Origin of the sequence: Streptomyces tubbatahanensis (assembly GCF_022699385.1) — a bacterium.
Taxonomy (GTDB): Bacteria; Actinomycetota; Actinomycetes; order Streptomycetales; family Streptomycetaceae; genus Streptomyces; species Streptomyces diacarni.
On sequence record NZ_CP093846.1, the window covers coordinates 7,585,337 to 7,604,185 of the forward strand.

At 70.9% G+C, this 18,849-nt stretch carries 18 protein-coding genes; 13 read left to right on the forward strand and 5 right to left on the reverse strand.

Going from position 1 to position 18,849, the window contains the following annotated elements; all coding sequences use genetic code 11:
- Positions 1-198 precede the first annotated feature (198 nt).
- Positions 199-1,362 (forward strand): DUF5808 domain-containing protein, encoded by a 1,164-nt coding sequence (locus tag MMF93_RS32580; protein ID WP_242756905.1) that lies wholly within the window; start codon positions 199-201, stop codon positions 1,360-1,362.
- A 37-nt stretch (positions 1,363-1,399) separates the two neighbouring features.
- Here the strand turns inward: MMF93_RS32580 and MMF93_RS32585 are convergent, their stop codons facing one another.
- Positions 1,400-1,798, reverse strand: coding sequence for a GntR family transcriptional regulator (locus MMF93_RS32585; protein ID WP_242756908.1), 399 nt, complete (start codon positions 1,796-1,798; stop codon positions 1,400-1,402).
- Between the two features lie 99 nt (positions 1,799-1,897).
- Here MMF93_RS32585 and MMF93_RS32590 point away from each other — a divergent pair, with 99 nt between their 5' ends.
- The 7 genes from MMF93_RS32590 (at position 1,898) to MMF93_RS32620 (ending at position 9,253) form a co-directional block, all read left to right on the forward strand.
- The gene (locus MMF93_RS32590) at positions 1,898-2,266 is read left to right on the forward strand and encodes a hypothetical protein (RefSeq protein ID WP_242756910.1); all 369 of its coding nucleotides are present in this window, start codon (positions 1,898-1,900) and stop codon (positions 2,264-2,266) included.
- 255 nt (positions 2,267-2,521) lie between these two features.
- Complete coding sequence (locus tag MMF93_RS32595; RefSeq protein ID WP_242756912.1) at positions 2,522-4,258, forward strand: SPFH domain-containing protein; 1,737 nt, start codon at positions 2,522-2,524, stop codon at positions 4,256-4,258.
- The gene (locus MMF93_RS32600; RefSeq protein WP_242756914.1) at positions 4,255-5,604 is read left to right on the forward strand and encodes an SPFH domain-containing protein; all 1,350 of its coding nucleotides are present in this window, start codon (positions 4,255-4,257) and stop codon (positions 5,602-5,604) included. The genes MMF93_RS32595 and MMF93_RS32600 overlap by 4 nt, the downstream gene beginning before the upstream one ends.
- A gap of 263 nt (positions 5,605-5,867) precedes the next feature.
- Positions 5,868-6,182 (forward strand): DUF3040 domain-containing protein, encoded by a 315-nt coding sequence (locus MMF93_RS32605; RefSeq protein WP_242756916.1) that lies wholly within the window; start codon positions 5,868-5,870, stop codon positions 6,180-6,182.
- Positions 6,183-6,706: 524 nt separating this feature from the next.
- Entirely contained in the window at positions 6,707-7,192 is a 486-nt protein-coding gene (locus MMF93_RS32610) for a cation:proton antiporter regulatory subunit (protein WP_242756918.1), read from the forward strand.
- A gap of 6 nt (positions 7,193-7,198) precedes the next feature.
- Positions 7,199-8,425 (forward strand): cation:proton antiporter, encoded by a 1,227-nt coding sequence (locus MMF93_RS32615; protein ID WP_242756920.1) that lies wholly within the window; start codon positions 7,199-7,201, stop codon positions 8,423-8,425.
- A 69-nt stretch (positions 8,426-8,494) separates the two neighbouring features.
- Positions 8,495-9,253 carry a YqjF family protein gene (locus MMF93_RS32620; RefSeq protein WP_242756922.1) on the forward strand — a complete coding sequence of 253 codons (759 nt, stop codon included), beginning with the start codon at positions 8,495-8,497 and terminating at the stop codon, positions 9,251-9,253.
- Positions 9,254-9,285: 32 nt separating this feature from the next.
- Here the strand turns inward: MMF93_RS32620 and MMF93_RS32625 are convergent, their stop codons facing one another.
- A complete protein-coding gene (locus MMF93_RS32625) occupies positions 9,286-9,747 on the reverse strand; it encodes a MarR family winged helix-turn-helix transcriptional regulator (RefSeq protein ID WP_242756924.1) in 462 nt (153 codons plus the stop codon).
- A gap of 578 nt (positions 9,748-10,325) precedes the next feature.
- Between MMF93_RS32625 and MMF93_RS32630 the strand changes: the two genes are divergently transcribed.
- From MMF93_RS32630 to MMF93_RS32640, 3 genes are all read left to right on the forward strand, one after another.
- Positions 10,326-11,690 carry an MFS transporter gene (locus MMF93_RS32630; protein ID WP_423835649.1) on the forward strand — a complete coding sequence of 455 codons (1,365 nt, stop codon included), beginning with the start codon at positions 10,326-10,328 and terminating at the stop codon, positions 11,688-11,690.
- Between the two features lie 62 nt (positions 11,691-11,752).
- On the forward strand, positions 11,753-12,550 hold the full coding sequence (locus MMF93_RS32635; protein WP_242756928.1) for an SDR family NAD(P)-dependent oxidoreductase: 798 nt from the start codon (positions 11,753-11,755) through the stop codon (positions 12,548-12,550).
- Positions 12,551-12,714: 164 nt separating this feature from the next.
- On the forward strand, positions 12,715-13,470 hold the full coding sequence (locus MMF93_RS32640; RefSeq protein WP_242756930.1) for an SDR family NAD(P)-dependent oxidoreductase: 756 nt from the start codon (positions 12,715-12,717) through the stop codon (positions 13,468-13,470).
- Positions 13,471-13,483: 13 nt separating this feature from the next.
- Here the strand turns inward: MMF93_RS32640 and MMF93_RS32645 are convergent, their stop codons facing one another.
- The gene (locus tag MMF93_RS32645) at positions 13,484-14,485 is read right to left on the reverse strand and encodes a GlxA family transcriptional regulator (RefSeq protein WP_242756932.1); all 1,002 of its coding nucleotides are present in this window, start codon (positions 14,483-14,485) and stop codon (positions 13,484-13,486) included.
- A 101-nt stretch (positions 14,486-14,586) separates the two neighbouring features.
- Here MMF93_RS32645 and MMF93_RS32650 point away from each other — a divergent pair, with 101 nt between their 5' ends.
- The gene (locus tag MMF93_RS32650) at positions 14,587-15,654 is read left to right on the forward strand and encodes a saccharopine dehydrogenase NADP-binding domain-containing protein (protein WP_242756934.1); all 1,068 of its coding nucleotides are present in this window, start codon (positions 14,587-14,589) and stop codon (positions 15,652-15,654) included.
- Positions 15,655-15,777: 123 nt separating this feature from the next.
- Here the strand turns inward: MMF93_RS32650 and MMF93_RS32655 are convergent, their stop codons facing one another.
- Both MMF93_RS32655 and MMF93_RS32660 read right to left on the reverse strand, forming a co-directional pair.
- Positions 15,778-16,365, reverse strand: coding sequence for a hypothetical protein (locus MMF93_RS32655; protein WP_242756936.1), 588 nt, complete (start codon positions 16,363-16,365; stop codon positions 15,778-15,780).
- A gap of 322 nt (positions 16,366-16,687) precedes the next feature.
- On the reverse strand, positions 16,688-18,121 hold the full coding sequence (locus MMF93_RS32660; RefSeq protein WP_242756938.1) for an MFS transporter: 1,434 nt from the start codon (positions 18,119-18,121) through the stop codon (positions 16,688-16,690).
- Positions 18,122-18,366: 245 nt separating this feature from the next.
- Between MMF93_RS32660 and MMF93_RS32665 the strand changes: the two genes are divergently transcribed.
- Positions 18,367-18,789, forward strand: coding sequence for a VOC family protein (locus MMF93_RS32665; RefSeq protein ID WP_242756940.1), 423 nt, complete (start codon positions 18,367-18,369; stop codon positions 18,787-18,789).
- Positions 18,790-18,849: the final 60 nt, after the last annotated feature.

The following is an 18,849-nucleotide window of genomic DNA, read 5'->3' on the forward strand; positions in this document are numbered from 1 at the left end:
GGCGGTGATCGCCCAGTTGAGGGGGGCGGCCACTCGTGACGGCCCGTCGTGCGCGGTTACGCTACTGGAGGGCAGGGAAGCGGCCCGGAAGGACGCGCGCGGCGGCTCCCGGTTCGGCCCGAACGGTCCAGGCCACCGCGGCACCCGGTGGCGCCCGAAGCCCGGTCGGGCGGAATGATCCGGTACGGAACGGAACAGGTGAACGCCGTGCTCGTCAGCTCGCTCCTCAACGCGGGTCTTCTCCTGCTCCTGGGCGCCGCCCTCTACGCGGCACCGAGCGCCCTGCTGAACCCGAAAACGGTGCCGTTCGGCGTCAGGGTGCCCCCGAGCCGGGCCGAGGACCCGCAGGTCGGTGCCGTACGCCGGAGGTACCGCGCGGCGGTGCTGTGGGCCACCGCGGTCGCCACGGCGGCAGCGGCGGGAGAGGGCGCGCTCCTCGAGGGCGTCGCGGCCGTGGTGGTGACGGGCCTGCTGCTGTGCGCTGTCGCCGCCGTGGTGTGGCTGCGCGCGCACCGTGCCCTGGCCGAGGCGAAGAAGCGGGAGCAGTGGTACGCGGGACTGCGGCAGGGGGTGGTGGCCGACACCTCGCTGCGTACCGATCCCGTGCGCGTCCCGTGGGCATGGTCGGTTCCGTCGGGCCTCGTCATCGCGGCCACCGTCGCGGTGGGCGCTGCCGTCTACCCGGCGTTGCCCGACACGTTGGCCATACCGACACGCACGGGCGACGGGACGCGCCACCACGAGGTCGCCACGACCTTCTGGACGGCCTTCAGCCCGGTGTTCGGTCAGGTCCTGGGCACTGCGGCGGTGCTCGCGCTCGTCGCCGCCTTGCTGCGCGCGCGGCCCGATCTGGAGGCGTCACGACCGGCGGCCGGGGTGGCACGCCACCGTCGCTTCCTGGCCGCCACCTCGCGCGCGCTGCTCGCGGTCTGCGCGGTGGCCGACGTCATGCTGCTGGGCCTGTCCGTCATGGTGTGGTCCGGCGACCGCTCCACAGCGCCGCTGTTCGCCGTGGTCGGCATCCCGGCCCTGGTCACGTTCGGCATCGTCGCCGGCCTCGTCGTGAGGGTCGGCCCCGGAGCGCGGCGGCGCGTGGAAGGGCAAGCCACGGGAAACGCAGCGGAGGCAGCGGATACGGCGGACGCAGTGGACAGCGGGCTCGTGCAGCGGGACGACGACCGGTACTGGTATGCGGGAGGCACCGTCTACGCCAACGGCGGCGACCCCGCGGTGCTCGTGCCGTCTCGCGTCGGCATGGGCTGGACCCTCAACCTCGGCAACCCGCGGGCACTGACCGGCATGATCGTCGTACTGGTCGCTGCCGGCTCCGCCGCTCTCGCGACCGCCGGGCTGCTCGCCTGAAGCCTGCGGTCGGGAACTCCTCAGGCGTCCGCCCCGCTCAGCCGACGTCCTCCGCCGCCTCGAATCCGTCCAGGACGGCCCGCACCCGGTCGACGACCTCGCGCGGGGGGATTCCGCGCACCACGGCCTCGGCGAGAAGCGTGCGGGCCCGCCGCTCCCAGTGCGCCGCCCCCTCCGCGTCCGCGGGACCCTGGCCCGCGTCCGGGCGCACCACGGCTCCGCTCTTGCGGTTGATCCTGATGATCCCCTCACGGCGCAGCAGGTCGTAGGCCTTGTTGACGGTGTGGAAGTTGATGGCCAGGTCCACCGCCAGCTGCCGGGTGGAGGGCAGCGAGGTGCCACCGGGCAGCCGGCCGTCGGCGATGGCCTCCACCACGCGGTCCCGGATCTGCTGGTAGATCGGCACCTCACTGTCGAGGTCGAGTACTAGGTGCACCAGCCCACTCTATCTGTTATACATTTACTAGAACAGCTGCTCAGCTGCTCATCGGGGACGGCACCCGCCGCGGTGCCGGACGAGAGGGGGAGAGTGTCCATGGCAGTGATGAAGGTGCACCGGGATTCCCTGACGGTCGAGTTCAGCAGCCGGGAGAGCGTGTGGGCCCGCAGGCGGTCGGTGACGGTTCCGCTGGCGGCCGTGCGTGAGGTCGCGTGCGTCGAGCGACCGCTGCGCGAGACCCGCGGGGGCCGCAAGGGCTATCAGTCCTTCTTCACGAAGATCGGCGTGTGGGGTGTCTTCACCGGGACGCGTCAACTGGTCGCGGCCCGACGCGGCGAGCCCGGGGTGCGGGTCGTGCTCGACAGGGCAGCCGCGGGCGGTGACGTCGACGAGATCGTCGTGTCGCACAGCAACGCCGCGGGGCTCGCCCGGGACATCGCGCGCGGTGCGGGGAGCGCTGCGTGATCCACGTGTGTCCGGCGTGAAGACACCCGCGGGTGTCTCCACGCCCGGCCCGTGACCGGGCCCCGCGTCGCAGGCACCGGCCCTGATGTGGCATCTGATCGCGCGCCATGTGTGTTAACCGCCGGCAATGGGGAAGCAGCCGCTTACCGGGGGCCTTGATGAATCCTTTACTTCACCGCGTTCTGGGCGAGGTCCCTCACAGGTGCAGAACAACGGGGGCGTGCGACACGCGTCCCACATGAACAAGGGGGTTGTGTGGCACGGGAGAGTGTGCGCAGAGTCGCACGGGCCGTGACCAAGGGCGCCGACGCGCGCGAAGCGGTCGAGGGCGAGGTGCGCCGCAGGGCCGGCGGCGCGGCCCAGGACGGGGAGCGCAGGGAGGACGGGATCGATCCGTCGGACTTCCCCGCCGCGCGCGAACAGGGCGGCTCCATCGACACCGTCATGGAACAGAAGACGGTGCCGCTCGACGAGGCCGGTGAGGAACTCAACCACAGCGCGCTCAAACGCGACGGGCTGGAACAGGTGCACCGCATCTGTCCGATGGTGCTGCCGCGCGGGCGGTCGTTCATGACCATGCTGCCGGTCTCGATGCTGCTCGTCGTGGGCTTGGTCGGCGTGGCGATCACCTCCGCCATCTCGTCGTTCACCGACAGCAGTCCGCTGGTCAACCCGCTGTTCGGCGTCCACTACTGGGTGCTCTCCCTCGGCGCCGTCGCCTTCGTGTGGTGGCGGCAGGGGATGGTGATGGTGCCGGACGGGTGCCACGCGCTGATCACCCGGTTCGGAAAGCTGGAACAGGTGGTGGGCCCGGGACGGGTCATCCTGCTGAACCCGTGGAAACGCGTCTCGTACATCATCAACACCACGCGTGAGTATCCGTTCAACGCGCCCGTGCGCGAGGCGCCGACACGGGGCGGGGTGAAGGCGTCGATCGACCTGTTCATCCAGTTCCGGATCAGCGACCCGGTGGAGTTCGTCTACACGCTCGGTGCGGTGCGCGGCTTCGAGGAGAAGCTGAGCAACGCGGTCAGCGAGACCATCCGCAGCCTCATCTACGAGCAGGAGGCCGCGGGCATCTACGACATGGTGGGCGAGGACACCGGCAGGCTGCTGGAGCAGCTCAACCAGCAGTTCCGGCCCGCTGTCGAGCTGACGAACGCCAACATCACACACGCCGAGCCCGCCGATCGCGGATACCGCATGGACCTCGCCTCCCCGGAGATGGTGCGGGTCGCGAAGGAGGCCTACACGCACGAGTACGCGCTCCAGCTGCGCAAGGAGCAGGACGAGGGCGACCTCACCAAGGAGCTGGCCTCCCAGCAGGAGGAACTGTCCGCGATCCAGGCGGAGATCGCGCAGTACCAGGCGCAGATGGACACCTCCGTCGAGCGCGAGACCAACCGCGCCGGAGCACTGGCCAGGCAGCGCTACGTGCAGGCGGAGTCCGAGGCGAAGGCCAACGCGGCGCTGCTGGAAGCGCAGGCACTGGACATCCGCGCGGTCACCGCCGCCGAGGCGCCGGAGATCCTGGAGTACCGCTACCAGCAGCAGGTGCTGGACACCCTGGAGAAGGTCGCCGACCACCTGCCCAGGCTGGTGCGCATCGGCGGTGCGGACGAAGGCGCGGACGGCGCCGTGGGCGTGAACTTCCTGTCGCTCGCCCGCGAACTGGTCGGTGAGCGGGGCGGGGAGCTGTTCTCGCAGGAGGACATGGCAGCGGTCCGTGCACGGCTGGCCGAGGTGTCGGCCCGGATCGAGGAGCGGGAAGCCGAGATCAGCGCGCTGCGCGAGGCCGACCAGCCGACCGTGCCCGCGCAGAGGGGCGGTGGTGGGGCACCGGCGCCCGAGGGCGCGGGGCCGCACGGTGAGCGCGGCGAGGACGAGGACAACGGCGGTCGATCCGCCGCGGAGCGAAGCGGGCGTGCGGCCGGGGACGGCGCCGAGGGTCCTTTCGGGCCGAGCGATGATGTCTGGGGGGAGTCCGAATGAGCACGGCGGTGGGCAGCCGCAGGTCCGTCATCTCGGAGGAGGTGGCGCCCTGGAGCGACATTCCGCAACTTCTGCGCGGCGGCGAGGCGGGCACACTCGTTCCCGTCATCATCCCCAAGCACCGCCGCCGCGTGTGGTGGATGGTGCCGTTCTGGCTCGGTCTGCTGGCCGTGGCCAGCGGCGCCATGGCCAGCGTGCAGTCCCCGGACGGCACCGCGGGCGAGGTGTTCGACACGCTCGCGACCGTCACTTTCGTGTGCGGACTGCTCTTCCTCGTCGTCGGGGCGCTGTGGTGGTGGCGTTCCTCGATCGTGGAGATCGAGCAGGGCACCAACGGGATCCTGACCCGGTACGGCGCCATCACGCGCACCCTGGATCCGGGTCGGCACTACCTGTGGCATCCCTGGTCGCGGGTGGACTTCGTGGTGGACACGGCCACCGAGATCCCCTACTCGGCACCGGTGGTGGCCTGTCCGACGCGGGAGAACGTGCCGCTGCGCGCGATCGAGTTCTTCCTGAAGTTCCGTATCACGGACGCCGTGCTGTTCGTGCGCACCATCGGCGCGGGCAACTTCGACCTCGTTCTCTCCAACGCCGTGCAGGACGCCATCCGGCAGCGCGGCCGCCACGTGCGCACCGAGCAGGCGTACGACCTGCGGGGCTCGGATGTCGCCGACATGCAGGAGCTGCTGAACCGGCAGCTCTCGCGCTACGGCGTGCGCATCACGGGTGCCAACATCCCCGACGTGCAACTGCCCGCGCAGTACCAGCAGCACCTGGCGACCCGCGAGCGGGTCGCCAAGGAGGCCACCGCGTACGAACAGGAGTGGGGGCTCTCCCGCAAGCGCCGCATCGACAGCCTTCAGATGGACATCGAGCGGGCCAAGAAGGTGCGCGACGCGCGCATCGTCGAGGTGAAGGCGGCACTCAACAAGGCGCGGGAGCAGGTCGCGCAGCTCCTGGAGGAGCAGGAGACCGAGGCGCAGAACGTGCGCTTCGAGATCGAGACGCGGGGCCGCAGCGGGCTGATCGCGGCCGAGAACGAGGCGCGCGCCCAGCGCACCCTCGCGCAGGCCTACCGCGACAACCGTGCGGTACTGCAGTACGAGCTGGCGCGGCGCAGGCTGGACGTGGGCGCCGTGCTCGCCGGCAAGGCTCCACAGCCGGTGGTGCTGCGCACGGACGGCTCCGCCGGCAACGACACCTCGGCGCTGGCCACGCTGCTGGCCGCACAGCTGCTGCCCGGTCTGCACCAGCTGCCGGGCGGTGGGACTGCCGAAGCAGCCGTGAGGCCCGACCCGACGGCTGTCGGTGAGGCCGTCGCGGACGCGTGGCAGCGCAAGTAGTACCGCCACACCCCGCCCACGCGTTCCCACGCCCCCGCTGCGTTCGCAGCGGGGGCGTGGCGCTTCCGGTGGTCCTGCGCACCGGTGACCCGCCCATGTACACCTCCCGTACCCCGGGGAATGGGTGCCGCTGCGGATGGCGGCGGCCGCGGGGGCGCGCGATTCTGGAGACGGAACCGGCATCAGCTTTCCTGGGCCGCGCCCGCCCCGCCACGGGGCGGCCCCGCCGACGGACGACATGGGGGGAGTGGGAGGGAGGGTCCATGGCCGGCCGCCACGGCAACGGTGTCCTGGACGAGATGGACGCCCGGATGCGGAGTGAGGATCCGCGGTTCGCACATGCCATGGACAGCGGCAGGCCCTGCCGGCCTCGCGAGTACCGGCGCGGTTGCGCGTGGTCGTCCCTGGCTGTCGGCGTCGTCCTGCTCGGCCTCGGTGTGGTGATCAGCGACGGCATACTCATCACGTCAGGCCTCGTGGTCGCCGGGGCCGCCGGACATCTCTTCGACCCCGAGCGGCGTCGCCCCGGCAGGTCGGGTACCGGCCAGGCGCGCCGCAACGGGCCTCGGTCTTTCTGAACGTGCGGATCCAACGGCGCCTTTCTTCTCCCCCTGTGCACTAGCAACATCGCATTTGCGCCATTCTTCCTGCGCTACAATTCTTTGCCGAAGCATTACGCTCCATTGAGCGGGTGAATGCTTACGTGAAGTCCTGGCGGCTGACGGCCAGGGCACCGAGCGGGCAAGGGGGGCGTGACATGGGTCAAGGAAGCCACGCCCTCTATCTGTCCGTCGCGGTGGTCTGTCGCCCACCGGCACCGCCACCCGTCCCGGTGCGCGTCGAGAACGCCGCGCGCGGCAGCGTGCCGGATACCTGCCGCCCGCGCTGCCGCTGACGCCCCGGACCGCTGCCCCTGCCGCCCAGGCCGGGGGCGCGCATCGGCCGCGTGCGCTGACGCCGCACGGACGCGGTCCGGCCCGTCCGGCACATGCCGCACGGGCCTTCCCAGGCGAGCAGCACAGGCATGTGCCGCGACGCGGTCCGAGCCGTCGCGGCACCCGTCGGCCGCACACCCCCGATCCGCGCCCTTCTGGAGCACGTCATGGAGCCTTCCACCCACACCCGCAAAACGTCGTTGCCCGGAGTCGGCACCCGCTACGACCTGGAAACCGGTGCCGGCCCCCACCTCTCGGTCGTCGTCCGCCAGGACGGCCGGCGCATCCTCGCCTTCCACGACCCCGAGGACGACGACAGTTGCAAAGACGCGGCCACCCTCACACCGCACGAGGCGACCGCGCTGGCGAACCTGCTGACCGACGACCCGGTGGCCCACCTGCAGCAGCAGGTCGAGATCGACCTGGTCACCGAACACATCGAGGTCACCAAACGCTCGCCGTACGCAGGACGCACGCTCGGCTCCACTCAGGCGCGTACCCGCACCGGTGCCTCCATCGTCGCCGTTCTGCGCCGGACCGCGGCTGTCCCGTCGCCGACCCCGGACTTCCGCTTCGCGATCGGCGACACCCTCGTCGTCGTCGGAACCCGGGAAGGCGTAGACGCCGTCGCCGAACTGATCATCGGAGGATAGACGCCCGTGCACAACACGACTGCCATGCTCATCGAACTCGGGGCGATCATTCTCGCCCTCGGCCTCCTGGGGCGCCTCGCCGGACGCGTGGGTTTCTCACCCATCCCTCTCTACCTGCTGGCCGGCCTCGCCTTCGGACAAGGAGGCATCCTCCCACTCCAGGCGAGTGAGGAGTTCGTGGCAACCGGCGCCGAGATAGGCGTCATCCTGCTGCTGCTCCTGCTGGGGCTGGAGTACAGCGCCTCCGACCTCGTCACCAACCTCAAGACGCAGTACCCGTCCGGAGCGGTCGACTTCGTACTCAACGCGGTTCCCGGTGCCGTCGCCGCGCTGATCCTCGGCTGGGGAGCGGTCGGTGCCGTGGCGCTGGCCGGTGTCACCTGGATCTCCTCCTCGGGCGTCATCGCGAAGGTCCTCGGCGACCTCGGACGTCTCGGCAACCGCGAGACCCCCGTCATTCTCGGCGTCCTGGTCATCGAGGACCTGGCCATGGCGGTCTATCTGCCGATCCTCACCGCGCTGCTCGCCGGAGTCAGCCTGGCCGGTGGTTCCCTTACCCTGCTGATCTCCCTGGGAACGGTCGCCGCCGTGCTCTACCTGGCCCTGCGCCACGGTCGCCTGATCAGCAAGGCGGTCTCCTCCGACAACGCCGAGATGCTCCTCCTCGTCGTCCTCGGACTCACCCTCCTGGTCGCCGGCATCGCACAGGAACTCCAGGTGTCCGCCGCCGTCGGCGCGTTCCTCGTCGGCATCGCACTGTCAGGAGAGGTCGCCGAGGGCGCCAGCAGCCTCCTCACACCACTGCGTGACCTCTTCGCCGCCGTCTTCTTCGTCTTCTTCGGACTCTCGACCAACCCGGCCGACATCCCGCCCGTCCTCGTCCCCGCCCTCATCCTCGCCGTCGTCACCGCGCTGACGAAGATCGCCACCGGCTGGTACGCGGCTCGCCGCGCCGGAATCAAGACCGCGGGCCGCTGGCGCGCCGGAGGCACTCTGGTGGCCCGCGGGGAGTTCTCCATCGTCATCGCGGGTCTGGCCGTGGGGGTCGAGCCCCGCATCGGTCCGCTGGCCACCGCCTACGTCCTCATCCTCGTCATCATCGGGCCGCTCACCGCCCGCTGGACCGAGCCGCTCGCCCGCCGCCTCACCCGTCGCCTCGCTCGCCGGCGCACCGCCGCGCAGGCCGCCGTCGCGCCGGCGGAACCCACCGAGGTGGTCCACACGAACAGCTGAGACAGGCAGCCGACGCCGGCACCCGGGCGTCCGGGCCGACGCTCGGGTGGTGTGTGCCAGGCTGGTGTCATGGAACGCGCCCCCGCCGAGTCGATCACGCCCGAGCCGGCGCGCGGGGTCCGGGTCGCGCTGACCACCCAGTCCTGGCTCGACCTGTCGTTCCTGCACTGGGCCGTCGATCCGGCGGATGTGGCGCCGCTGCTGCCTGCCGGGACCGTCCCCGACACCCACGAGGGGCGCACCTACGTCGGTCTGGTGGCCTTCCGGATGCACCGGGTGGGTTGGTTCGGGCTGCCGGGTGTTCCGTACTTCGGCACCTTTCCCGAGACCAACGTGCGCCTCTACTCGGTGGACCGGCACGGTCGGCGCGGTGTGGTCTTCCGCTCGCTGGAGGCCTCGCGGTCGCTGCCGGTGGCCGTCGCGCGCCTCGCTTTCCGGCTGCCGTACGTCTGGGCGAGGATGTCGGTCCGGCATGAGGGGGACACCGTCAGCTATGTCAGCAGCCGACGCCTGCCCGGGCCGCGCGGGCTGGGGTGCCGGATCAGGGTGCGGGTCGGCGAGCGGATCGAGGAGCCGAGCGCGCTCGAACACTTCCTGACCGCCCGCTGGGGCATGCACAACAGCTTCTTCGGCCGGCCGGTGTACCTGCCCAACGCCCACCCGCGCTGGCCGCTGCACCGCGCCGAACTCCTGGAGTGCCAGGACGAGTTGGTGACCGCGGCCGGGGTGCCGTCACCGGCGGGGCCGCCGGTGAGTGTGCTGTACTCGCCCGGCGTGCCGGTCCGCTTCGGCCGCCCCGCCCGCCCGGGGGGTCTGCCCACCCCGTGAAGGGTCCCGCGGAGGCCAGAAGGCCAGGAGGCCTACGCGGGACCTTCGAGCTGTTCGATGCCGCGGTTGAACTCGACCAGCAGGGTGAGGAACTGCTGGGTCTTCTCCTCGGTCCACTCCGCCGCCTCGATGAGCCGGGCCGCCCCCGCGCGGCTGATCGCCCGGTCCGCCTCCAGGCGTTCGAGGCCGGAGGGTGTGGGCCGAAACCTGCGTGCGACGCCCCCGGCGGGGTCCGGGATGCGCTCCACGAGTCCTTGCCGGAGCATGGCGCTGACCTGCCGGTTGATGGTGGACACGTCGGCCTGGAAGGTGTGTGCCAGCTCCTTGAGCGTGAGCGGTTCGCCCGTCTCCAGCCGGGTGAGCAGCACGTAGGCGGAGCGATCGAGACTCTGACCGATACGCGGGCCGCGCGAAGCGATGAAATGCCGTGACAACAGGGTCAGCTCGCGCTCCAGGTCGCCCAGGCGGCGCTCCTGCTCGCTCGGCTCCTTCATCTCGACCTTCTTTCCGTGTCGTTTTCTGTCGTGTCGGTACGCCGGTGCCCGCCCCCTCCCCCCACTGAACGGTGCGGGGAAGCGTTGCACGCGGATGCCTTGTGTATGTAACATGCACAACGTGTTCATGCAGCTCATCGTGCGCCGAGGGGGTATCTCGGCCGCGAGATCGACCGTACAGACCTGTCACCTCACACCAGTCACCGCGCTCGGGAATCTTCCTCCCGGTCCGGGGGCCGGCGCCCGCCCGTAGGCTCTCGCGGCGTGCAGTCGGTGCGCCGAGGTGTCGCGCACCGCGGGTCGAGGCCCCCGCTGTCTTCGCCCGCGTCTGTTGTCTGTCCTCGCGGCCGTTGTCCGAGCCGAAGGCGCGGCGGGCGGCGCTCCGGCCGCCGAGCCGCCGAGCCGCCGACAACGTGTCCCTTTAGCGGCACCCGAGTTCGCGGGACCAAACCGTCCGGCCCGCTCACGGCGGGCCCCTCTCAGCTAGGAGTGCTTCGTTGTCAGCCAAGGCCGTCCGCACAGTGGGGGCAGGGGCCGTCACTGCCGTGATCACTCTGAGCTGTGTCGTGATTTCGCTGATGCAGACCCTCATCGTGCCGATCATTCCCCAGCTGCCCCAGCTGCTGCACGCGGGACCTTCGAGCGCGTCCTGGGCCGTCACCGCCACCCTCCTGGCCGCGGCCGTGGTCACGCCCATCGCCGGGCGACTCGGCGACATGTTCGGCAAACGCAGGGTCATCATCGCGAGCCTGGCGCTGGTCGTCGTCGGGTCGGTGCTCTGCGCCGTGTCGGACAGTCTGGTGCCGGTGATCACAGGTCGGGCGCTGCAGGGCCTGGCCACCGGCGTCATACCGGTCGGGCTCAGCTTCCTGCGCGACGTGCTGCCCGCCGAACGTGTCGGCGGAGCCATCGCCCTGGTCAGTGCCGCCCTCGGTGTCGGCGGCGCCGTCGGGCTGCCGGTGTCGGCTGCCCTCGTCCAGTACGCCGACTGGCACGTGCTGTTCTGGTTCGCCGCAGCGCTGGGGGCGCTCTGTCTCGCGCTGGTGACGGTCCTGCTGTGTGAGTCCCCGAACCAGTCCCCGGGGCGCTTCGACGCCCTCGGCGCCGTCGGTCTGTCCGCCGGCCTGGTGTGCCTGCTCCTGCCCGCCACCAAGGGCGGCAGCTGGGGCTGGACCAGCGGCTCCACTCTCGGTCTGTTCGCCGGTGGCGTGGTGATACTGCTGGCGTGGAGCTGGTACGAGCTGCGCGTCGCGCAGCCACTCGTGGACCTCCGCGTCACCGCACGCCGCCCCGTCCTGTTCACCAACCTGGCCTCTCTCCTGGTCGGCTTCGCCATGTACGCGACGTCGCTGGTGCTGCCGCAGCTGCTCCAGTCGCCCTCCGCCACGGGGTACGGCCTGGGCCAGTCCACGCTGGCGGCAGGCCTGGCACTGGCGCCGAGCGGACTGATCATGATGGCCTTCGCGCCTCTCTCCGCGCGCATCACCGCCAGGTACGGCGCACGTGTGACCCTGCTGACCGGTCTGTGCGTGATCGGGTTCGGATACGGCGTGGGGCTGCTGCTCATGGCCGAGGTCTGGCAGATCGTCGTCATGTCGCTGATCGTCAGCGCCGGTGTGGGCATCGCCTACGCGGCGAGCCCTGCCCTGATCATGGGGGCGGTCCCCGGCAACGAGACAGCGTCAGCCAACGGCATCAACTCGCTGATGCGCTCCGTCGGCACGTCCTCCTCCAGCGCGGTGATGGCCGCGATTCTCGCCGGTATGAGCACGCAGCTCGGCTCGGTCTCCGTGCCGACCGAGCAGGGCTTCCGCACGACCTACGTCGTCGCGATGGCCGCCGCGCTCCTCGGCATCGCCGTCACCGTCCTCATCCCCCGGCCCCACCGTCCCGCTGCGGGGCGGCAGACCGCGGCGACTCCCGCCGTCGGCGTCGCCCGCTGACCCCGCGGACCAACCAACTGCTGATGCCACAGGCCAACCGGCGAAGCGAAGGAAGCACAGTCATGGAACGTCTCAAGGACAAGGTCGCGGTCGTCACCGGCGCGGGCAGCGGCATCGGCCGTGCCGCCGCCCAGCTGATGAGCCGCGAGGGCGCCCGGGTGGTGGTGGCCGACTACGACACCGCGGCGGCCGAGGAATCCGCCGCGCTCATCGCGCAGGACGGCGGAGACGCCCTGGCCGTGACGGTGGACGTCACGGACGAGGACTCGGTCGCGCGCATGACCGCCTCAGCCGTCAGCGAGTTCGGTGGCCTGCACGTGCTCTGCAACCACGTGGGCGGCACGAATCCGAGCGTCGACCTGGACGTCCTGCGCATGGACATGGACGAGTTCGACCGTGCCGTCGCCCGCAATCTGCGCAGCACGCTCCTGGGGACCCGGCACGCGCTTCCGCACATGATCCGGGCGGGAGGCGGATCGATCATCAACACCGCGTCCGTCGCCGCACTGGTCGGCGACGTCCTGCAGACGTCCTACGGTGCGGTCAAGGCCGCCGTGGTCAACCTCACCAAGTCCACCGCCGTCCAGTACGGGCCCCACAACGTGCGCTGCAACGCCGTCGCTCCCGGAGCGGTCGTGACCCCCGCGCTGGAGAACAACCTGCCCGAAGGCGTCGTGGAGAGCCTCAAGAAGGGCAACGCTCTGCCCCGTCTCGGCTCGCCCGAGGACATCGGCCACACCATGGTCTTCCTCGCCTCGGACGAGTCCCGCTACCTCACCGGCCAGCTCCTGGTCGTCGACGGGGGGGTGACCATGCAGTCGTCCGCCGCTCCCGGCCGCCGCGCCCAGCTCCCCGTCTGAGCCGCGGCGTCGGACCACCTCCGCCGTGCTTCGCCCCCCCGGGGTGTGCGGACGGGCCCGGCCCCGCAAGGGACGCCTCACGCATCCACGCACACCCACTGACGCAGGCTCACCCACCCAGCCACACACGTGGAAACGCACGCACACAGGAAAGGAAGTGCACCATGGATCCCCAGACCCTCCAGGGCAAATCCGTCATCGTCACGGGAGGCGCTTCGGGAATCGGCGGCGCCATCACCAGGCTCTTCGTCGCCCGAGGGGCCCGCGTCGTGGTCGTCGACCTGCAACAGGAGGCCGGGCACGCACTCGCCGCCGAACTGGGCGACGCCGTCGTCTTCCTGCAGGGCGACGTCTCGGACCGGGCCGTCGCGGACACGGCTGTGACGACCGCGGTGGAGCGTTTCGGCTCCCTCGACGTGCTGGTCAACAACGCGAGCGTGTCCCGCCAGAAGCCGTTCGAGGAGCAGACAGACGACGACTGGAACCTCGCGATGGACACCGGCTTGTACGCCACCCGCAACTTCATGCTCGCCGCTCTGCCCGAGCTGACGAAGTCCGGCAACGCTTCCGTCATCAACTTCGGTTCCGGAGCCGGACTCAACGGCCAGCCCAACCAGGCCTCCTACGCGGCGGCGAAGGAGGCCATCCGCGGCCTGAGCCGTGTGGCCGCGAACGAGTGGGCGCCGCTCAACATCCGCGTCAACGTGGTCTGCCCGATGGCCATGACAGCCGGTGTGGCCACGTGGGCCGAAGCGCGTCCCGAGCAGTACGCGCAGTCCGCCGCCGCCGTTCCCCTGGGGCGCTTCGGGGACCCCGACCGTGACGTCGCCCCCATCGTTGCCTTCCTCGCGAGCGACGACGCCCAGTACATGACCGGGCAGACCGTCATGGCCGACGGGGGCTCCGTCAAGCTGCGGTGACCGTGGTGTCCGCTCAGGTGGTGTCCGCTCTGGTGCTGTCCGCTCGGATGTCGCCCGCCGCCTGCGGGTCATGGCGGGTTCGGGAGCGGAAAGTGCGGCGGTAGGTGTCGGGAGGAACGCCGACCGTGCGGTGGAAGTGGCGGCGCAGCGTCGTGGCGGTGCCCATGCCGGTGGCAGCCGCGATGCTCTCCACGCTCTCGCCGGTGGTCTCCAGCAGTTCCTGGGCGCGCCGGATCCGCTGGGTCAGCACCCATCGCAGCGGACTGGTTCCGGTCACCGAGGTGAAGTGCCGGCCCAGGTTGCGCGAGCTCATCCGCGCCTGCCGGGCCAGGTCCTGCACGGTCAGGGGCTGGTCAAGCCGTGCGAGCACCCAGGGGAACAGGTCGTCGAGCGGGTGGTGGTGCGGGGCGGGCGCCGGGGTGGTGACGAACTGGGCCTGCCCGCCCTCCCGGTGCGGGGGCACGACCAGGCGGCGGGCGACCGTGTTGGTGATCGACGAGCCGTGGTCGCGGCGGACCATGTGCAGGCACAGGTCCATGGCGGCGGCTTTGCCGGCGGAGGTGAGCACGCTGCCGTTGTCCACGTAGAGGACATGCGGATCGACCTGCACCCGGGGGAAGCGGGCGGCCAGAGCCCGGGTGTGTGCCCAGTGCGTGGTCGCGCGCCGCCCGTCCAGCAGACCGGCGGCGGCCAGCACGAAGGCGCCGGTGCAGAGGGAGGCCACGCGTGCGCCCGCCTCGTGGGCCGCACACACCGCGTCGACCAGGGCGGCGGGCGGCTCCGCGTCGACGTCGGCCCAGCCGGGGACGATCACGGTGTCGGCGAGCGGGAGTTGGCTCAGGCCGTGATCGGGCTCCAGCAGGAAGCGGCCCGCGCGTACCGTGCCGGGCCCGCAGAGCACGACGTCGTACCAGGGCTCGGGCACGCCGGCCGGTGCCGCCCCGAAAACCTCGTGGGCCATGGACAGTTCGAGGTGCAACATGCCGTCGGTGACGGCCAACGCGACAGTCCTCACGTCCGGAAGTGTACGGGTCATGGCGTTCCGGACACTCGTACGGCATGCCCGCCCTCGGCAGGATGTCCGCGACAGCAGATCGCCACAGCAGGGGAGGAAGCATGGGGACGGGGAGCAGGGTCACGGTGTTCGGCGCGTACGGGCATACGGGACGGTTCGTGGTGGCACACCTTCGCGACCGCGGATTCGTCCCGGTCCTCTCCGGCCGCGACGCGGGCAAGCTGGCGACGATGGCGGCGTCCACTGACGGGCTGGAGGCGCGTCGGGCGTCGGTGGACGAGGCGGCCTCGCTCGACCGTGCGGTGGCCGGCGCGGCGGCTGTCGTCAACTGCGCCGGGCCCTTCGCCACGACGGCGGCACCCGTGATGGAAGCGGCGCTGCGCGCCGGGATCCCGTACCTGGACGTCGCCGCCGAGATCGAGGCGAACCTCGACGCGTTCACGCACTTCGCAGACCGCGCCCGCGCCGCGCGAGCGGTGATCGTCCCTGCGATGGCCTTCTACGGAGGCCTCGGTGACCTGCTGGTCACCGCCGCGATGGGCGACTGGGCCAGGGCCGACGAGGCCCACGTCGCCTACGGGCTGAGCAGTTGGCATCCGACAGCGGGCACACGGGCCGCGGGAGCCGTCTCGCGGCAGCGTCGCGGCGGACGAGGCCTCCGCTACACGAACGGGCGGCTGGAGTACCACCACGACGAACCGCGTACCCTTCCGTGGCCCTTTCCCGACCCGATGGGCCCCCGTACCGTCGTGGCCGGCTTCACGATGGCCGATGTCGTCACCGTCCCGAGCCATCTGCCCATACCCGCGGTGCACACCTACATGACGGCCGAGGCGGCCCGGGACGTGTCGGCACCGGACACACCGGCGCCGGCGGCGGCCGACGAGGGCGGCCGGTCCGCTCAGACCTTCCTCGTCGACGTGGTCGTACGCTTCGGCGGCGTCGAGCGGCGCGCCGTGGCCCGGGGACAGGACATTTACGCGGTCACCGCCCCGCTCGTCGTGGAAGCGCTCGACCGCGTCCTCACGGGCCGGACCACAACGGCCGGTGTGGCCTGCGCGGGGGAGATCTTCGACGCCCCCGACTTCCTCCGCGCCCTGTCCCCGCACCTTTCCTGGGAGATGCTCCCCGGGCGGGCGGCCTCCGCTGCGCGTGTCGGGGCGCCGTGACCCACCGGGGGGCGTCGCCGTGGAGATCCGGGCCAGGTGTCGCCGCGGCCGCGCCCGGCGGGTTCTTCATCGCCGAGGCCCCGGCGCGGCGGACCTGGCCCTCGGCGAGCGGTTCTTGCGGCCTCACCTCCGGCGCTGTCCGGAGATGACGACCCCCGCGTGCACCGCAGTCACCAGTGCCATGCCGAAGATCGCCCACACCACCCACCAGAACTGGTCGTCGAGGTCCAAGGAAGGCAGCCGGCCGTTCGGGTCGTAGGCCACCAACAGCCGGGTGTGGTCGTGCTTGTCGGTGGTGTCCTTTCCCTGCCGAGCCGTCAGTTCGCTCCCCAGGGAGTCGGTGCGCCCGTCAGCGCACGCCAGCCGACGGTGGGTGTAGGTCGTGTAGCCGCCGGGGCTGTACCGCTTCCAGGTGCGCTCCTCGGTCACGGTGCACGTGTGCTGTGGAGCGACCGAGTTGAACGCCACCACATAGCCGGCGAGAACGGTGGCGACCAGGACGAGGCCCATGACGAACGCGAGGGGAGCAGACCCCTGGTCCGCGAAATGACTGTGGATCCGGCAGCCGAGTGCCAGCGCGAGCCCGGCACAGACCAAGCCGAGCAGCAGGTACGACGGGTGGACGCGCAGGGCCAGCCAGGCGACGCCGACGAAGGCGGCCACGAGCAACGGTGCGGCGCACAACGCGAACAGCAACCGCAACGGAAACATCGTTCTCCTTCGACCGCGCGTCGGGCCGGGGGTCTCCCGCCGGGGTTGGACTCTTCCCCGGAATGGACGCTTCGTCCCCGTCGTTCGCTTCCGATCACAGCACCCGTCGAGTTGTTCAGCACTGCCTCTTCCCCACAGAACAACCCCTTCCAAGCGCCTCGCTCCTCCACCGCGTCCCAGTTCGGGCCGGTGGTGGCGCGGCAGCGACCCACGCGTCAAAGCAGCTGGCGACTCCGTCCGGTGCAGTCGTCGGGTGCCGCACCGGACGGACGGGGCCTCAAGTGGCTGAACGGCGAAGTCCCGCTCAGCCTTCAGGGGCGCTTCACGGCTCGAGAGCCGTCTCCACCTCGTGACTCTTGGGCGTTCCGGCGGACCGCGCACCGTTGTGTGCGGTGCGCACCGCCGTGAGCATCCCCACAGCGGACAGGAGAGCGAAGCCCAGGAGAAGCCACCGTGCGGAGGAGACCAGCGAGGGTCCGCCCACGTTGACCAGGAGACCGGCGAGCGCCGCACCGAACGCGGTGGACATCGTCAGCACGGTCGCGATCGCCGCGGCGGCCTTCTCTCCTTCCTGCCTGTCCGTCGTGCTGGTCATCGCGGCGACCGACAGGTGGGGCATGGCGAGGCCGATGCCGGCCCCGGCGATGAGGAGCACGGGCAGCCAGACGAGGACCACCAGCATCGACGCGTCGCGCTGCTGCAGCATGGCGAGGACGGCGAGCCCGGCTGCGAGCAGCCCGGGGCCGGCCACCCGCAGCAGGCGTACGGTCCGTGGCCGGTGTGCCGAGGAGCTCACGACCTGAGTGAGGGACCAGCCCAGTGACAAGGCGGCGCCGAAGAACCCGGCTGCCAGCGGGGGAAGACCGCCGAGCCGCTGTCCGAACAGCGGAAGGAAGGTCTCCACGGCGACTCCCGAGGCGAGTAGCGCGATGGTCAGGTAGACCCAGCGCAGAGTCGAGCCGGCCTGGTAGGCCGGGCGGGGCAGCACGCGCACACTGGTGCGCTTCTCGGTCCGCACGAAGGCCCAGACCAGTGCGAGGGCCAGGGCCAGCAGAGCCACCCTCACCAGCGCGTCCGAGATGACCCCGGCAACGCTCACCGCGCCCGCGGTCCCGACGACCAGCAGCAGCGAACGGAGCGCCACCGGCACCGGTGCGTCCCCGGCGCCGCCGTTGCGCGGAAGCCCCTTCGGTACCAACGAGGCCAGCACCACCGAGCCGAGAGCCAACACGACGAAGGCCGACCGCCAGGATCCGAACTGTGCGAAGAGCCCGCCCAGCGCCGGGCCGACGAAGTTGCCCAGGCCGAACATGGCGGAGATCAACGCGGTGCCGCGTACCCACAGGCGTTGTGGGAGCGCCGAGTGGATCAGAGCGAACCCCAGCCCGGTCAGCAAGCCTGCCCCCAGCCCCTGGACGCCGCGGCCGACCAGCAGTACCGGCATCACCGGACTCGCCGCGCACAGCGCCGAGCCCGCGGCGAAGACTCCGAAGCCCAGCAGGTACGCACCGATGTTGCCGCTCTTGGCCAGCGTCCAGCTCACGAGCATGGTCGCGACCACCTGGCCGATCAGGAACACGGTCATGTTCCACGCGTAGAGGCGTTCGCCGCCGATGTCCGCGACTGCTGTCGGCAGCAGGCTCGCGGCCAGATAGATGTTGATGGCGCCCACGAGAACGCCACCGGCCAGCACCACAACGGTGCCCAGGTGGCTGCCGAGTTCCCGCCACGATCCGACGCTCCGACTGCTGCTCACTCGCGTTCCTTACTCCCGGTGTTGTCTTTCCGGCGGGAATCATGGCGGCGCGCGGGACCCCGGTAATCCGGCAAATCGGACGTGACGTGCATCACAGTTTTCTTTGCCGGTCCGTTCGGGACTGTGGCCGGTCAGCACCAGGAGAGCGGGGGCAGCGGACGCGGGTTTTTCCGCGACGCACACCGCACGAACGCACGTAGAGTGCACGTGTGATCGCCGCGCCGAGCCTCTGATCTGGAGGGTTCATGACCATCAACCGGGCCTTCGCCAACATCCTCTCCGACGATCTGGCCGGGACACGGGACTTCTTCGTCGATCTCCTCGGATTCACCGTGGCGTTCGACAGTGACTGGTTCGTCAACCTGCAAGCGCCGGACAACCCGCTGAACGAACTGGGTGTCTGGCGCCGTGAGCACGAACTGGTCCCGGAGGCGTACCGGGGCAGGGCCCAGGGCACCGTGCTGACCTTCGTGGTGGACGACGTGGAGGCGGTGTACGCAAGGGCGGTGGCGGCCGGTACGAGAATCGTCGAACCACCGCGCGACACCTTCTACGGGCAGCGCAGCATGTTGGTCGAAGACCCCAACGGGCAGGTGATCGACGTGTCGACACCCGGAACGCCGTCACCCGAGTTCCTGGCGGAGATGCGCGAGAAGTACGGAAGCTGAGCCTGCGCCCCGGGGAAACGGGCCGCGCGCAGTGCACACTTCGCGTGCACCGGACGTGCC

Coding starts and splice junctions, on each gene's coding strand:
- MMF93_RS32590 (WP_242756910.1), top strand. CDS start 1,898: ATGGCAGTGATGAAGGTGCACCGGGATTCCCTGACGGTCGAGTTCAGC.
- MMF93_RS32600 (WP_242756914.1), top strand. CDS start 4,255: ATGAGCACGGCGGTGGGCAGCCGCAGGTCCGTCATCTCGGAGGAGGTG.
- MMF93_RS32605 (WP_242756916.1), top strand. CDS start 5,868: ATGGCCGGCCGCCACGGCAACGGTGTCCTGGACGAGATGGACGCCCGG.
- MMF93_RS32610 (WP_242756918.1), top strand. CDS start 6,707: ATGGAGCCTTCCACCCACACCCGCAAAACGTCGTTGCCCGGAGTCGGC.
- MMF93_RS32620 (WP_242756922.1), top strand. CDS start 8,495: ATGGAACGCGCCCCCGCCGAGTCGATCACGCCCGAGCCGGCGCGCGGG.
- MMF93_RS32625 (WP_242756924.1), bottom strand. CDS start 9,747: ATGAAGGAGCCGAGCGAGCAGGAGCGCCGCCTGGGCGACCTGGAGCGC.
- MMF93_RS32630 (WP_423835649.1), top strand. CDS start 10,326: ATGCAGACCCTCATCGTGCCGATCATTCCCCAGCTGCCCCAGCTGCTG.
- MMF93_RS32635 (WP_242756928.1), top strand. CDS start 11,753: ATGGAACGTCTCAAGGACAAGGTCGCGGTCGTCACCGGCGCGGGCAGC.
- MMF93_RS32640 (WP_242756930.1), top strand. CDS start 12,715: ATGGATCCCCAGACCCTCCAGGGCAAATCCGTCATCGTCACGGGAGGC.
- MMF93_RS32650 (WP_242756934.1), top strand. CDS start 14,587: ATGGGGACGGGGAGCAGGGTCACGGTGTTCGGCGCGTACGGGCATACG.
- MMF93_RS32655 (WP_242756936.1), bottom strand. CDS start 16,365: ATGTTTCCGTTGCGGTTGCTGTTCGCGTTGTGCGCCGCACCGTTGCTC.
- MMF93_RS32665 (WP_242756940.1), top strand. CDS start 18,367: ATGACCATCAACCGGGCCTTCGCCAACATCCTCTCCGACGATCTGGCC.